General features: G+C 66.0%; 8 protein-coding genes. 4 read left to right on the top strand and 4 right to left on the bottom strand.

What is annotated here, in order from left to right:
• Positions 1–208: 208 nt before the first annotated feature.
• Entirely contained in the window at positions 209–907 is a 699-nt protein-coding gene (locus C8J42_RS14200; RefSeq protein ID WP_056488652.1) for a 50S ribosomal protein L25/general stress protein Ctc, read from the bottom strand.
• Between the two features lie 252 nt (positions 908–1,159).
• Complete coding sequence (locus C8J42_RS14195) at positions 1,160–2,080, bottom strand: TraB/GumN family protein (RefSeq protein ID WP_347812412.1); 921 nt, start codon at positions 2,078–2,080, stop codon at positions 1,160–1,162.
• Between the two features lie 146 nt (positions 2,081–2,226).
• Between C8J42_RS14195 and C8J42_RS14190 the strand changes: the two genes are divergently transcribed.
• From C8J42_RS14190 to ppdK, 3 genes are all read left to right on the top strand, one after another.
• Positions 2,227–3,066, top strand: a complete 840-nt coding sequence (locus tag C8J42_RS14190) for a glycine--tRNA ligase subunit alpha (protein WP_093398883.1) — start codon at positions 2,227–2,229, stop codon at positions 3,064–3,066.
• Positions 3,067–3,292: 226 nt separating this feature from the next.
• Positions 3,293–5,755, top strand: a complete 2,463-nt coding sequence (gene glyS / locus C8J42_RS14185) for a glycine--tRNA ligase subunit beta (RefSeq protein ID WP_133020584.1) — start codon at positions 3,293–3,295, stop codon at positions 5,753–5,755.
• A 91-nt stretch (positions 5,756–5,846) separates the two neighbouring features.
• Positions 5,847–8,510 carry a pyruvate, phosphate dikinase gene (gene ppdK / locus C8J42_RS14180; RefSeq protein ID WP_133020583.1) on the top strand — a complete coding sequence of 888 codons (2,664 nt, stop codon included), beginning with the start codon at positions 5,847–5,849 and terminating at the stop codon, positions 8,508–8,510.
• Between the two features lie 43 nt (positions 8,511–8,553).
• On the opposite strand, the gene C8J42_RS14175 is transcribed toward ppdK, so the two are convergent.
• Both C8J42_RS14175 and C8J42_RS14170 read right to left on the bottom strand, forming a co-directional pair.
• Positions 8,554–10,578 carry a GDSL-type esterase/lipase family protein gene (locus C8J42_RS14175; protein WP_243644445.1) on the bottom strand — a complete coding sequence of 675 codons (2,025 nt, stop codon included), beginning with the start codon at positions 10,576–10,578 and terminating at the stop codon, positions 8,554–8,556.
• Between the two features lie 156 nt (positions 10,579–10,734).
• The gene (locus C8J42_RS14170) at positions 10,735–12,858 is read right to left on the bottom strand and encodes an alpha-glucuronidase family glycosyl hydrolase (RefSeq protein ID WP_133020581.1); all 2,124 of its coding nucleotides are present in this window, start codon (positions 12,856–12,858) and stop codon (positions 10,735–10,737) included.
• Between the two features lie 154 nt (positions 12,859–13,012).
• On the opposite strand from C8J42_RS14170, the gene C8J42_RS14165 reads away from it, so the two are divergent.
• Positions 13,013–15,382: a glycoside hydrolase family 3 N-terminal domain-containing protein gene (locus C8J42_RS14165; protein ID WP_133020710.1), complete on the top strand. Its 2,370-nt coding sequence runs from the start codon at positions 13,013–13,015 to the stop codon at positions 15,380–15,382.
• Position 15,383 lies beyond the last annotated feature (1 nt).

Below are 15,383 nucleotides of genomic sequence, written 5' to 3'. Positions count from 1 at the left end.
GTCATTCCCGCGGAGACGGGAACCCATATTGGCGAACCTCTCGATTCCTCAGAAAGGTCCGAGGGTCTGGATCCCCGCTTGCGCGGGGATGACGGGGAGGGCGAGGGGATGGCGGTTTTGGGTGGTGCGAACAGCTACAAAACGAAACGGGCGGGAAAGCCCTAGCTTTCCCGCCCGCCAGATCATCCTAAGACGAAGGGCTGAACCCTCAGTCCTTCTTCTGCGGCGTGATCTTGTCGTCGTCATTGTCATCGTCGTTAGGCTCAACGACCGGCTCTTCGTCCGAAGCAGCCTCGGCAGCCTGAGCTTCGGCGACTTCAGCCTCGAGCTCTTCGTCCTCGACGGTCGGCACGGTCGGCGGCACGATCGTGGCGATCGCGAAGTCGCGGTCGTCGATCGCGGGCGTCGCGCCCTTGGGCAGCTTCACGTCGCTGATGTGGATCGAATCACCGATCTCCAGACCGGCGAGCGAAATCGTGATCTCGCTCGGGATGTCCGAAGCGTCGACGACCAGTTCGATCTCGTGACGCGTGATGTTGAGGACGCCCTTGCCCTTCTTGATGCCCGGTGCGTCGTCCTCGTCGGTGAACGCGATCGGCACGGCGACCGTCACGGTCGAATGCTCGCCGATGCGCAGGAAGTCGACATGGATCGGGCGATCCGAAACCGGGTGGAACGAGACGTCCTTCGGCAGCGTGCGCACGCCGTTGACCATCACCACGGAATTCATGAAGTGGCCGGTCATCAGCGCCTTCATCAGCGCCTTTTCCTCGAGGTGAACCGAGGTTGGTTCCTGGTTCAGGCCGTAGATCACGGCAGGCACGCGGCCATCACGACGCAGCGCCCGGGAGGCTCCCTTGCCAACCCGGTCACGCGTCTCGGCTGCGAGCGTCAACTGGTCGCTCATCTGTATTCTCCGAAACTCGTTTGTTGTCCTTCCCGCCCACGCCTCCAGGGATGACCATGGACCGGAAGCGCGGGCGCATAGCGGAACTGGCGAGGAAAAGCAATTCTACCCCTCTCCCCTCGGGGGAGAGGGAGGGAGGCGCGCTTGCGCCGGAAGGGTGAGGGCACGCGCTTGCGGCCGACCGTGCCCTCACCTTCCCACTGCTTCGCAGCGCGCCCCTCCCTCTCCCCGGAGGGAGAGGGGTTTAGTCGCTCAATACTTGACCCGCTCGGCCTTCACCCCAAGCTTCGCCAACTGCGCCTGGACGCTATCCTTGCCCGCCAGGTGCCCAGCACCGACCGCGATAAACACAGTCCCCGGCGTCCCGAGTCGAGTCTTCACCCACTCGGCCCAACGCGCATTGCGATCCACCAGCAAAACCTTGGCCACCTCGGGCGAGTCCTTGAGGCTATCGTTCATTTCCTTAGCGAGAGCTTCAGGATCCCCCTTCGCCCACTCGTCCACCATCGTCGCCATCGTGCTCTCGAGCTTGGGCAACTCGTCGATCGTGCTCCCCAGAAACTGGATCTGCGCCTTCTGCGACAGCCCCCCGAAATACCCCAGCTGCTGCTCCGCCGTCTCCAGCCCGATCACCGGCTTCCCCGCAGCCTTCGCCGCCGCCGTAATCACCTGTTCCGGCCCATTAGCCGAGTCGTACCCAAGCTTCGACAGCGGTGCGATCGACAGGTTGGTCGCCGCCAGCCACGGCTTGAACCGATCGAACGCATTCGCCGGCAGCCCCAAATCGGTCACCGCCTTGGCATACGCCGCACGCTTGTCCGCGGGCAGCTGCTCGGTCAGCGTCGGGCCGTCCTTCGACACGCCGGTCGCCATCACCAGCGACTGCATCTTCGCAGGATCGGGCATCACCAGCTCCAGCACCACCTGGTTCGACCGATCGAACGCGGTCTTCACCGCCTCGTCGAACCACGTCATGCCGGGCTTCAACACATGGATCGTCCCGAACAGGTAGATCGTCGTGTCCTTGTCCTTCACCACCCAAAGCGCCGGATCGGCATCGTTCGCGGCCTGAGCCGGCTTTGGCGCGACCTGCGCACAGGCGGGCAGGGCGAACGCCATGGCGATGGCGGACAGCGCGGATCGGAACGAAACGATCTTCGAAAACAGCTTCAAGGTGACGGCATCCTTATCGTTGATGCAGCCCATGTAGGACGCCCGGCCGCAACGCACCACTTGCCTCCCGCACCCCCATCCGCCAAAGCCCGCGCGTGACCCAGCCCCAGATCCAGCCAACGATAAAGCCTCTTAGCTTCCAGCGCATGATCCTCACGCTCCACGATTACTGGAGCGAACACGGATGCCTGATCCTGCAGCCCTACGACATGGAAATGGGCGCGGGCACCTTCCACACCGCGACGACGCTCCGCGCGCTCGGGCCGAAGCCGTGGAACGCCGCGTTCGTGCAGCCCTGCCGCCGCCCGACCGACGGCCGCTACGGCGAGAACCCCAACCGGCTCCAGCATTACTACCAGTATCAGGTCATCCTGAAACCGAGCCCCGCCAACCTCCAGGAACTCTACCTCGGCAGCCTCGCGGCGATCGGCATCGACATGCTGAAGCACGACATCCGCTTCGTCGAGGACGACTGGGAAAGCCCGACGCTCGGCGCCTGGGGTCTCGGCTGGGAGGTCTGGTGCGACGGCATGGAGGTGACGCAGTTCACCTATTTCCAGCAGATGGGCGGCTTCGACATGAAGCCCGTCGCGGGAGAACTCACCTACGGGCTGGAGCGCCTCGCGATGTATATCCAGGACAAGGACTCGGTCTACGACCTGGCGTTCAACGACGCCGGGGTGACCTATGGTGACGTATTCCTGGAGAACGAGCAGGAGATGTCGAAGTGGAACTTCGAGATCGCCGACACGGACTCGCTCTTCGACCAGTTCCGCAAGCATGTCGCCGAATGCGAGAACTCACTGGCCGCCAAGCTCCCGATCCCAGCCTACGAGCAGGCGATCAAAGCCAGCCACATCTTCAACCTGCTCCAGGCCCGCGGCGTAATCTCCGTAGCCGAACGCCAAGCCTATATGGGCCGAGTCCGAGACCTCGCGAAGGGCGCCTGCGCCGCCTGGATGGACAAGCACGGATGGGCAGCATGATGCGCTCGTTAGAAGGTATGTTCACGCGGAGACGCGGAGACGCGGAGCAGAAGGGAGAAGGGGTGTCTCGCTTCCGCATTCTTTCGCCCGTGCTCCAGCCTCATGTTCCGAGACGCCTGCGGCGTCGAACAGCCGCGCGCAGCGCTGAAAGCCTGTCTCCCCTTCTACTCCGCGTCTCCGCGTCTCCGCGTGAACTCAACTCCTTCTTCTTCGCGTGCGAACCCAAATGACCGACTTCCTCCTAGAACTCCGCTCCGAAGAAATCCCCGCCCGGATGCAGTCCAAGGCGCGTGAAGACCTCGCGAAGCTGTTCACCGCCGAGCTCGCCAAGGCCGGCATCGCCACCGGCGCCATCGTCACCTACGCGACCCCGCGCCGCCTGACGCTGATCGCGCGCGACCTGCCGCTCGAGACCGCCGCCGTCTCCGAGGAAACCAAGGGCCCCAAGACTTCCGCCCCCCCCCAGGCGCTCGAAGGCTTCCTCCGCAAAACCGGCCTCACGCGCGAGCAACTGATAGACCGCAACGGCACGCTCTTCGCGGTCACCGAAAAGCCCGGCCGCGCCACCGCCGCCGTTCTGGCCGAAGCGATCCCCGCGATCGTCCGCGCGTTCCCGTGGCCGAAGTCGATGCGCTGGGGCGATGCCTCCGCCAGCACCGAATCGCTCCGCTGGGTCCGCCCGCTGCAAGGCATCGTCGCGCTGCTCGGCGAAGAGATCGTGCCGTTCGAGATTGCCGGCATCGCCAGCGGCGCCGCCACGCTCGGCCACCGCTTCCACCACCCGTACCAGATCACGATCGGCGGCGCGCACGACTATGTCGAGAAACTGCGCGCCTGCCACGTCATCGTCGACCACGACGAACGCGCCACGCTGATCCGCGACCACGCCCGCGAAGCCGCGGCGCAGGCCGGGCTCGAACTGATCGAGGACGAAGGCCTCGTCGCGGAGAATGCCGGCCTCACCGAGTGGCCGATTCCCCTGCTAGGCCAGTTCGATCCCGCGTTTCTCGACGTCCCGCCCGAGGTGATCCAGCTCACGGCGCGCGTGAACCAGAAATATTTCGTCTGCCGCGGCGCCGACGGAAAATTGGCCAACGCCTTTGTCTGTACCGCTAACATCGCCGCCCACGACGGCGGCGCGAAGATCGTCGAGGGCAACCGCAAGGTCCTCGCCGCGCGCTTGTCGGATGCGAAGTTCTTCTACGACACCGACTTGAAGGTCCCGCTCGCAGAGCAGGCGGACAAGCTGTCGAAGATCGTCTTCCACGAAAAGCTCGGCACGGTAGCCGACAAGGTCGACCGCGTAGCGAAGCTCGCCCGCTGGCTGGTAGAAGAGGGCATCGTCACTTCTGCTCCCTCTCCCCTCCGGGGAGAGGGTCGGGGTGAGGGGCTGCCAAGCAGCGCAGCGCCCGGTACTGCCCCTCACCCCAACCCTCTCCCCGCAGGGGAGAGGGAGCAGTTGGCCACCCTAGCAGACCGCGCAGCCCGCCTCGCAAAGGCAGACCTCGTAACCGGCATGGTCGGCGAGTTCCCCGAGCTACAAGGCCTGATGGGCGGCTACTACGCTGCCGCGCAGGGCGAGCACCCGGCCGTCGCCACCGCCATCCGCGACCACTACAAGCCGGTCGGCCAAGGCGACGACGTCCCCACCGACCCGGTAACGGTGGCCGTGAGCTTGGCGGACAAGCTGGATACGATTGCTGGCTTCTTCGGGATTAACGAGAAGCCAACGGGCTCGAAGGATCCTTTTGCTCTACGTCGAGCGGCGCTGGGTGCCATCCGCATCATTACCGTCAACCAACTGCGACTTGGCTTTCGTCGGGCTTTGATTCAGGCACTTACCCAGCACGGCGTGTTTTGGTGGAACCGGTTGCTGGCTGGCGCGCGTCGGGTAGACGAAATTTCGGACGACCGGATGGCAGCGTTCTTTTCCTTGGCATCCCAACACGACATCCAAACGGAAGGTTTGCGGGGCGGGAGTTTAGAGAGCGTTCTGACTGCACGCCTGTCCGAAGACCAAGTACCCGCGGCAGTGTTCGCCTTCGCTGATATGAAGCAGCAAGAGATCGTTCCGTTTTTCGGGGAAAGACTCTCGGTCCAGCAACGCGAAGCCGGCGTCCGGCACGACCTGATCGACGCGGTGTTCGCGCTAGGCGGCGAGGACGATCTCGTCCGCCTGCTCGCGCGCGTCCACGCGCTTCAGGCGTTCGTGACCACCGAGGACGGGGCGAACCTGCTCGCCGGTTACAAGCGCGCCGCCAATATCCTGAAGAAGGAGGCGCCGAAGGACGACGCCGCCTCTTCTGCTCCCATCCCTGAAAGGGAGGGGCCGGGGGTGGGTAGCCCTCGTGGGAACGTCGCGCCCGCCTCGGACCGACCCACCCCCGACCCCTCCCTTCCAGGGAGGGGCGAAGAGGAAACGCTGTCCTACACCCCCGAACCGGCAGAGGCTGCGCTGATGACCGCGCTCGACTCCGCCGAACCCCTCGCCACCGCCGCGATCGCACGCGAGGATTTCGCCGCCGCCATGGCCGCGCTCGCGTCGCTCCGGGCCCCGATCGACGCGTTCTTTGATAGCGTTATCGTCAACGATTCCGATCCCGCCAAGCGATCCGCTCGTCTCGCGCTACTTGAGCGAGTCCGCGCCGCAGTGCACAACGTCGCGGATTTCTCGAAGATCGAGGGGTGATTTGAGGCGAAGTGCAGATGCTCCCAGCGTCTGCACTTTGTGCACTTCCGCGCCGTCTTGCGGGTAAAAACAAACACTTAGAGGACCGACCATGACCCAATATGTGTATCGCTTCGGCGGCGGTGTTTCGGATGGCGGCAAGGGCGACAAGAACCTGCTCGGCGGCAAGGGGGCGAACCTCGCCGAGATGGCGTCGATCGGCCTGCCGGTCCCGCCGGGCTTCACGATCTCGACCGATTTCTGCGCGGTCTATTACGACGAGGGCGGCCAGTTCCCGCAAGGCCTGCGCGACGAAGTCGCCACCGGCCTCGCGCACATCGAGGGCGTCACCGGCAAGAAGTTCGGCGATCCCGCGGACCCATTGCTTGTCTCTGTCCGCAGCGGTGCCCGCGCTTCGATGCCCGGGATGATGGACACCGTCCTCAACCTCGGCCTCAACGACCAGACCGTCGAAGGCCTCGCCGCCAAGTCCGAGGACGCGCGCTTCGCCTGGGACAGCTATCGCCGCTTCATTCAGATGTACGCCGACGTCGTCCTCGAACTCGATCACGGCGCGTTCGAGGAAGCGCTCGAGATCGCCAAGGAAGACCAGGGCTTCACGCTCGACACCGAACTCTCCGCCGACGATCTCCGGAAACTCGTCGCGGAATATAAGGGCCTCGTCGAGAAGCTCTGGGGCAAGCCTTTCCCGCAGGACGTCCACGATCAGCTCTGGGGCGCGGTCGGCGCGGTGTTCGGCTCGTGGCAGTCCGAGCGGGCGAAAGTCTATCGCCGCCTCAACGACATCCCCGGCGGCTGGGGCACCGCGGTCAACATCCAGGCGATGGTGTTCGGCAACATGGGCGACACCTCGGCCACCGGCGTCGCATTCACGCGCGACCCGTCGAAGGGCGACCGCGCCTATTATGGCGAATTCCTGATCAATGCGCAGGGCGAGGACGTCGTCGCCGGCATCCGCACGCCGCAGTATCTGACCAAGACCGCGCGCGAAGACGCCGGCGCCAAGCCCGCCTCGATGGAAGAGGCGATGCCCGAGGTCTATCACCAGCTCGCCGACGTGTTCGACACGCTCGAAAACCACTATCGCGACATGCAGGACATCGAGTTCACGGTCGAGAAGACCAAGCTCTGGATGCTCCAGACCCGCGCCGGCAAGCGCACCGCCAAGGCCGCGCTCAAGATCGCGGTCGACATGGCCAACGAAGGCCTCATCACCCGCGAGGAAGCGATCCTGCGCATCGAGCCGATGGCGCTCGACCAGCTCCTCCACCCGACGCTCGATCCCAAGGCAACGCGCGACGTGCTGACCAAGGGCCTCCCCGCATCGCCGGGCGCAGCCTCGGGCGCGGTCGTGTTCGACGCCGATGCCGCCGAGAAGAAGGCTGCGGACGGCGTTGCGGTGATCCTCGTCCGGACCGAGACCTCGCCCGACGACATCCACGGCATGCACGCGGCGAAGGGCATCCTGACCGCGCGCGGCGGGATGACGTCGCATGCTGCTGTGGTGGCACGCGGCATGGGGCGCCCCTGCGTCTCGGGCGCCGGCACGCTCTCCATCGACGCCAAGGCGAAGATCATGCGTTGCGGCGGCCGCGAGGTGAAGGAGGGCGACCTGCTCACCATCGACGGTACCACCGGCGAAGTGATGATCGGCGCGGTCGCGACCGTGCAGCCCGAACTGTCGGGCGATTTCGCGACCTTGATGGTCTGGGCCGACGAGGTCCGCCGCCTGAAGGTCCGCGCCAACGCCGAGACGCCCGAGGATTGCCGCGTCGCGCGCGAGTTCGGCGCCGAGGGCGTCGGTCTCTGCCGCACCGAGCACATGTTCTTCGAGAGCAGCCGCATCACCAACGTCCGCCAGATGATCCTCGCCTCGGACGAGAAGGGGCGTCGGGTTGCTTTGGAGAAGCTGCTCCCCGAACAACGCAAGGACTTCACCGAGATCCTCGAGGTGATGGCCGGCCTTCCGGTGACGATCCGTCTGCTCGATCCGCCGCTCCACGAATTCCTCCCCCACGAGGAATCCGAATTCGCCGAAGTCGCGACCGCGGCGGGCGTCGACGTCGACACGCTCAAGCGCCGCGCGGCGGAGTTGCACGAGTTCAACCCGATGCTCGGCCACCGAGGCTGCCGTCTCGGCGTGACCTACCCCGAGATCTACGAGATGCAGGCCCGTGCCATCTTCGAGGCGGCGGTCGACGTCGCGGAGAAGTCCGGTGCGGCGCCGATCCCCGAAGTCATGATCCCGCTGGTCGCCACCCGCCGCGAGCTGGAGCTGATGAAGGCCGTCGTCGACAAGGCCGCCCAGGCCGTGTTCGCCGAGAAGGGCCGCACGATCGAATACCTCGTCGGCACGATGATCGAACTCCCCCGTGCAGCCCTCCGTGCTGGCGAGATCGCGGAAGTCGGCGAGTTCTTCTCGTTCGGCACCAACGACCTGACGCAGACCACTTTGGGTGTCAGCCGCGACGACGCCTCGCGCTTCCTCGGCGCCTATGTCGAGCAGGGCATCTACGCGAAGGACCCGTTCGTCAGCATCGACGTCGAAGGCGTCGGCGAACTGATCGAGATCGCCGCCGAACGCGGCCGCAAAACGCGGGCAGGAATAAAGCTCGGCATCTGCGGCGAACACGGCGGCGACCCAGCGAGCATCGCGTTCTGCGAAAAGGTCGGCCTAGATTACGTCTCCGCTAGCCCCTACCGCGTCCCGATCGCCCGCCTTGCGGCAGCCCAGGCCGCGCTCAACAAGAAGTGACGTGAAACCCTCTCTCCCGATCCGCGGGAGAGAGGGACGGCAATCAGCTACACAAGCCCGCCGGCGGACCGGCCAGCGCGGGCTGGGCAGGCGGGCCGGCGAGCGACGGCGTCGGTCCCGGCAGCGAAAGGTCGACCGCCCGCGCATAATAGGGATCGGCTTCCGCTTCGGGCAACGTCACGAAACGAAACCCCATCTCGCGGTACAGCGCGAGTAGCTTCGGCAACATCCGCGCATCGAACGCGCCGACATGCATCAGCAGGACATAGGGAATATCTCGTCCCACCTGAGCCTTGGCCCGCGCCCGTGCCGCCAACGCCGCAGCCCGCGCATCGCCGAGAAAGCTAGCCTCCAGCCTGGCAATCGCCCCCGCATCCCCCTTCACCGAGCAAGCAGCGTAAACTGGGTTCCAGCTAAAATCGTTGAAACTCATAGTCACCGCCGCAGCCCGATACCCCCGAGCCCTGAGGTCGGCACGAGCCGCGTCGCGAACCGCCGGTGTGCTACCCTCCGAAAGGAAAGGATACCGAAACCAATGCCAGTCGGTCCCCTTGGCGGCAGCAGCAAGCGGCGCTTCGTTCCGCACCACATCGGCGGAAAACGCAGCCGCGCCCACCTTGTCGAGATTGGCATGCGAATAAGTGTGGTTGCCAAGCGGCAGGCCAGCGGCGCGCCACGCCGCTATCGCCTTCGCAGCATCATCCGGCGCATCCAGCCCGAAACCCGCATTCAGAAACCCGAACGCCGGCGCCTTTGCAGCGGCCAGCGCCCCGGTAATCGCCTGAATCACATCCACCCGAGTTTGCCCCGGCACGAGCGGACCATGGGCAGGAATATCGTCGAAGGTGAACGCGATGGCAGGCCCCTTGGCCACGCCGCGCTCGGAAGGACCGACCGGCACAGGGGTCGCAGCGCCAATCACCGATCGCGACCGGGTCGACGCGCGTGCGCCGCCGAACAGACTCAGCGGTACGGCTTCACCCATCGTCTTATAGCCAACTTCGGACGGGTGCAGATGGTCACCGGAGTCATACGCGGGGGACAGCCGATCGGGATGCGCCGGGTCGCGCATCAACCGGTCGAAATCGATGACGGCGTCGAACACCCCGGACGTGCGGATGAACGTGTTGACGGCCTGCCGATCCGCCTCGTTCTCCGCGGTGGGATGATAATAGGTGTTGCCACCGAACGGCATCACCGTTCCCCCGATCACCTTGATCCCGTGAGCATGCGCCCGCGCGACGACCTGCGCGAAGCCGGCTGTGATCTGCGCGACGATCGCGGCGTGTTGTGCAGGCGTGGCGGGTGCGTCGCGGGTCAGCACGCCGAGGTCGTTCACGCCCTCCAGCACGATCGCCCAGCGCACGCCGCTGCGTGCGATAACGTCGCGATCGAAACGCGCGAGGAGATTTGGGCCAAGTCCGTCGAGCAGAACGCGATTGCCGCCGATCCCCGCATTGACGACGCCGATCGCGCGTTTTGCCGTAGTTCCGCGAAGCCTCTGCGCGAGCACGTCGGTCCAGCGAGTGTTGCGTTCGGGCTTCACGCCGTAACCGTCGGTGATCGAGTCGCCGATCGCGACGATCGTACCCGCCGTCGGTGCCGCGGCGACCTCGACGTCCGCGAGTGCATACCAATGCGTCGTCGGCGTCGCGCCCGCCAGCGTCGCATCCGCCACCGCGTTGCCGGCCAGCGTGAAACTCGTCGCGCGCGAGCCGGGGTGGCCGGTCTGCGGGCTTGCGGCTTCCGGGAGATATAGGCTGATCGCTAGATCTGCACCGGCTGTGACCGGGAACGCGACAGGGTCGCTGTACATTTCCGCGCCGGGCGGGATGACCGCGTCGCTACGGCCGGAGAAGGTCAGCCGCGCACCGCCTTCGATCCGCGGCGTACCGGGGGCGACCGATCGGGCGACGTGCGCGCCGCCGATCGGCAGTGGGCGCGTGCCGAACGCGTTGGAGAGCCGGATGCGTACGCGCTCACCGCCCGCCGACACCCGCACGACCTGGCGCAACGTGATCGCGCCGGCCCGATCGGCCGGGAGCGCATTGTCCCCCTCGGCGATCATCTGCGACGATCCCCATGTTGCAATCCAATGTGCGTCTCGGGGCGGCGCAGTGTCCCGCGCGCCCGCGCCTGTCACGATAAGGGCGCTCAACACCAACGCTACCGGCCACCGTCTCTTCATCGCGTCCTCGTCCTCTTATTTAGTGTCAGCGCGCAGCTATTGCGGGTTGCCGGGCGCGTACGGAAAGCGCTGTGCCTTGTACCATGCCAAGTCATGTGCGGGTGCCGCGGCGCCCGCCGGTAGCGGCAGGCCGTTGACCGACATCCAATAGGCAAGGCTCGCATCGCGCCACCAGCGCGCCTCGCGCTCTTGGACCGCTAGATGCGTCGCGGTCTTTGCCCAACGCTCGGCATCGACCTCGGTCTTCACGCCGTCCCACTGCCGACGCATGCCGGCCACGTAGCCCACGCCCGCATCGTAATCATGGACCATTTCCGCCCACACCGATCGCCCTGAGTTCGTCCGGTACGTCCAAGGCACATGGTGGAACCACAGCAGGTCGCGCTCCGGCGTCGTTGCAGGGGCGGCCAGCTTGCGGGAAAGCTCGGGCGCGTATTGCGCAACCGCGTTGCTTCCCGTCTTGGTCCGATCGAAGCCGATCCCCGCCTTGTCGGCACGGTGGTAATAGACCGGGTTCCATTCCGGACGCTTGAGGTCGGCTACCCACGGACCGGGGCCGTAGTGATGCCCCGTCGCCATGACGTGTGCTAGGCCGAGCGGGGTCATATAATCGACCACGGCCTCGCGCGATCCCATCATCATCGAGACCACCGGATCGATGACGGCGGGGGAGGGGGCGAACGTCATCGCCGCCCATTCGCGTGCGACCGGGGCGGCGCCGAGCGTCGGATCCCACGCCATCCGGCCGAACGCGTACCAGTTCGCCTGGTTGAACGTCGAGCCCGCCCAGTCGGGGTCGCGGCCGATATTCGCCACGCCCGCCATGCCGGTAAGTCTATGGCCTTCGACCGAGCCATCGACGACCTTCGCCACGGTTTCCCCGGGCGTCCGCATCGTCTGACTGCCGAGCGTCTCGGCGAACATCGGCCCGAGATAGGCGAGGTGCGTTGCGAAGCCGAGATACTCCTTGGTGATCTGGAACTCGATCATCAGCGGGGTCTTGGGCATCGCGCCGAACAGCGGGTGGAACGGCTCGCGCGGCTGGAAGTCGATCGCGCCGTTCTTGACCTGGACGATGACGTTGCGCGCGAACTTGCCGTCGAGTGGCTTGAATTCGGTATAGGCCTGCTTCGCGCGATCATCGGGGTCGGTCTCGGCATAGACGAACGCGCGCCACATCACGATCCCGCCATGCGGGGCGACCGCGGCGGCGAGCAGGTTGGCGCCGTCCGCATGGCTGCGGTGGTAATCGCGCGGGCCAGGCTGGCCCTCGCTGTTCGCCTTGACCAGAAAGCCGCCGAAATCGGGAATGCTGCGATAGATCTCGTCGGTCTTCGCTTTCCACCACGCAGCGACCTGCGGATCGAGCGGATCGGCGGTCTTGAGGCCGCCGAGCTCGATCGGCGCCGAGAACCGCGCCGACAAATATACCTTGATCCCGTACGGCCGAAACACGTCGGCGAGCGCGGCAGCCTTGGCGATATACGGCGCGGTCAGGCTCTCCGCCTTCGCGTTGACGTTGTTCAGGACGGTACCGTTGATCCCGATCGACGCGTTGGCGCGCGCGTAGTCGGTGTAGCGCGGGTCGCGGAAATCGGGGAGCGTCCACCAGTCCCACAGCGATGCGCCGGCATAACCACGCTCGACCACACCATCCAGATTGTCCCAGTGATTGAGCACGCGCAGCTTCACGCGCGGGGTCGAGGTCAGGTCGATTCGGTCGATGCTGCCTCCGGTCTGCAGATGTCGCAGCAACGCGAAGCTGCCGTATAGAATACCGCGATCGGTGTTAGCGGTGACGAGCAGGACATGGCGGCTGCCGATCGTGACCTGGCCAACGCGGTATCCCTCGTCGCCAAGCGCGGCCAAGGGCAAGCGGAGCGCCGCGACGTCGCGATCGTTGGCGGTGGCCAGCAGGATCGTCGGCGTGTTCGTCCCGAACAGGCCCACGCCGCGTCGCAATTCTTCCGCCGCCACACGCAGCGTAGGCGTATCGCCGCGCGACTCGATCGTCGGCACACCGCCTGCATGCGCAGCCGCGGGGGCCTGATGCCGCAGCCAGAGATCATAACCGTCCTCGGCCTGCGCCGGTCCGGTCAAACCAATTACTGCCCCGAACAGCAGCGCGAACTTACCGATCCATCGGCCGAATTGCGTCATAATCCTCTCCCGCCGTTCCGCGCCACATTGACAGGATCGCGGATGATCAGCCATGTTATCGCTATCACGACGACGGCTTCGACAGCAATGCCGCGTTTCATATTAGGAGATAATCTTGGCCGGTACGAAGACAGCAGGGAACGCGCCGACCTTGATGCCGACGCGGCGTGACCTTTTCGGCCTACTCGGCTCGGTCTCCATTACAGGGCTCATTCCCGGCGTTGCGTGTGCCGCTACCGCGTCACCCACCTACCGCGATCCCCGCGCGCCGGTCGATCTTAGGGTACGTGACCTGATGGCGCGGATGACGCTGGAGGAGAAAGTTGGCCAGACCATTTCCTTGTGGGCGACCAAGGCTGACGTGATGGTGTCGGGCGGGCTCGATTTCGACCCGGCGCGGGCGATCGCGGCGTATCCGGCGGGGTTCGGGCAGGTCACGCGGCCGTCCGACAAGCGCGGCGGGCCGTCGGTCGCGGTGACGGCGGGGGGCACCGGGGCCGCGTGGCGGGGGACGGCTTCGACGATCGCGTTCGTCAACGCGGTCCAGCGTTGGGCGCGGGGGACGCGACTCGGCATCCCGGTGATCTTCCACGAGGAATCGCTGCACGGCTACATGGCGCCCGACGCAACGATGTTCCCGCAGGCGATCGGCATGGCTGGCGCGTTCGACCGCGACCTGATGCGGCGCGGACAGGCGATCATCGGTCGCGAGGTACGCGCGCACGGCAGCCACCTCTCGCTGTCGCCGGTCGTCGATATCGCCCGCGATCCGCGCTGGGGCCGGATCGAGGAGACGTTCGGCGAGGATCCGTATCTGTGCGGCGAGATGGGCGTCGCCGCGGTCGAGGGGTTGCAGGGCGACAGCACGACATTGGCGCCCGGCAAGGTCTTCGCGACGCTGAAACACATGACCGGGCACGGCCAACCCCAGGCCGGTAACAATATCGGTCCCGCTCCGATCGGCGAGCGCGAACTGCGCGAGAGCTTCTTCCCGCCGTTTCGCGCGGTCGTGACGCGGACCGGGATCGGCGCGGTGATGCCCTCGTATAACGAGATCGATGGCGTCCCGAGTCATGCGAACCACTGGCTGCTCGGCGACGTGCTGCGCGGCGAATGGGGATTTTCGGGCGCGATCGTCAGCGATTACGGCGCGATCGAGGAACTCGACACGATCCACCACGTCGCGCGTGACCTGAACGGGGCGGCGAAACTCGCGCTGGCGGCCGGCGTCGACAGCGCGCTGCCCGACGGACTGGCCTACCGCACGCTCCCCGCCCAGGTACGCGCGGGGACGGTGCCGATCGCGCAGGTCGACGCCGCCTGTGCGCGCATGCTGGCATTGAAGTTCCGCGCCGGGCTGTTCGAGGAGTCGCCGGTCGATCCCCGCGCCGCCGCTCGCCTGACCGGTAACGCGGAAGCGCGCGGCGTCGCGCTGGAGGCTGCCCGCAAATCGATGTGCCTGCTGACCAACGACGGCACGCTGCCGCTCGCGCCCAAGGGCAAGATCGCCGTGATCGGGCCCAATGCGGCAATCGCGCGGCTCGGCGGCTATTCTGCGCCGCCTCGCCAGTCGGTGACCTTGCTTGACGGCGTGCGTGCGCTCGTGGGGAACGCGGCGACGATCGTCCATGCGCAAGGCGTGTTCATCACCCAGAGCGAGGATCGGTCGCAGGACGAGGTGTTGCTCGCCAATCCGGAAAAGAACCGCGCGCTGATCGCCGAGGCGGTCGAGGTCGCACGCGGGGTCGATACGATCATCCTCGCGATCGGTGATACCGAGCAGACCAGCCGCGAGGGGTTCTCGAAGAACCATCTCGGGGACCGCACCACGCTGGACCTGCTGGGCGAGCAGAACGCGCTGTTCGACGCGCTGCATGCGCTGGGCAAGCCGATCGTCATCGCCGCGATCAACGGCCGTCCACCGAGCTGGCCGGGCGTGATCGCGAAGGCGAACGCGGTCCTCGAATGCTGGTATCCGGGGCAGGAGGGCGGCACCGCGATGGCCGAGGCTTTGTTCGGGCGGATCAATCCGGGCGCAAAGCTTCCCGTGACCGTGGTGCGCGAAGTCGGCCAGGTGCCGTTCTATTACAACCGCAAGCCGTCGACCCAGCGCGGTTATCTGTTCGCAGAGACGACGCCGTTGTTGCCGTTCGGCCACGGACTCAGCTACACGCGCTTCGACGTGAGTGCACCGCGGCTGTCGGCGGCGAAGATCGGCATCGCCGGCAGCGTGGGCGTCGAGGTCGACGTCGCCAATATCGGCCAGCGTGCTGGCGACGAGGTCGTGCAGGTGTATGTGCGCGACCAGGTTTCGTCGGTCGCGCGGCCGGTGATGGAGCTTAAGGGCTTCGAACGCGTGACGCTCGCGCCCGGCGAGCGGCGGACGTTGCGCTTCACGCTCGGCCCCGACGCGTTCGCTTTGTGGGACGTTGACATGCGCGAGGTCATCGAGCCCGGCCTGTTCACGATCATGGCTGGGCCGAGCTCGGCACAGCTAAAAACCGCCATCCTCGAAATCGCCTGAA

This window comes from Sphingomonas sp. PP-CE-1A-559 (genome assembly GCF_004340965.1).
GTDB lineage: Bacteria > Pseudomonadota > Alphaproteobacteria > Sphingomonadales > Sphingomonadaceae > Sphingomonas.
The sequence above is the reverse complement of the archived record's forward strand: the minus strand, read 5'-3'. Positions and strand labels throughout refer to the sequence as shown.

What these genes read in the sequence shown, in the direction of transcription:
- C8J42_RS14165 (WP_133020710.1), top strand. Translation starts at nt 13,013, where the DNA reads ATGCCGACGCGGCGTGACCTTTTCGGCCTACTCGGCTCGGTCTCCATT.
- C8J42_RS14190 (WP_093398883.1), top strand. Translation starts at nt 2,227, where the DNA reads ATGATCCTCACGCTCCACGATTACTGGAGCGAACACGGATGCCTGATC.
- C8J42_RS14200 (WP_056488652.1), bottom strand. Translation starts at nt 907, where the DNA reads ATGAGCGACCAGTTGACGCTCGCAGCCGAGACGCGTGACCGGGTTGGC.
- C8J42_RS14175 (WP_243644445.1), bottom strand. Translation starts at nt 10,578, where the DNA reads ATGATCGCCGAGGGGGACAATGCGCTCCCGGCCGATCGGGCCGGCGCG.
- ppdK (WP_133020583.1), top strand. Translation starts at nt 5,847, where the DNA reads ATGACCCAATATGTGTATCGCTTCGGCGGCGGTGTTTCGGATGGCGGC.
- C8J42_RS14170 (WP_133020581.1), bottom strand. Translation starts at nt 12,858, where the DNA reads ATGACGCAATTCGGCCGATGGATCGGTAAGTTCGCGCTGCTGTTCGGG.
- glyS (WP_133020584.1), top strand. Translation starts at nt 3,293, where the DNA reads ATGACCGACTTCCTCCTAGAACTCCGCTCCGAAGAAATCCCCGCCCGG.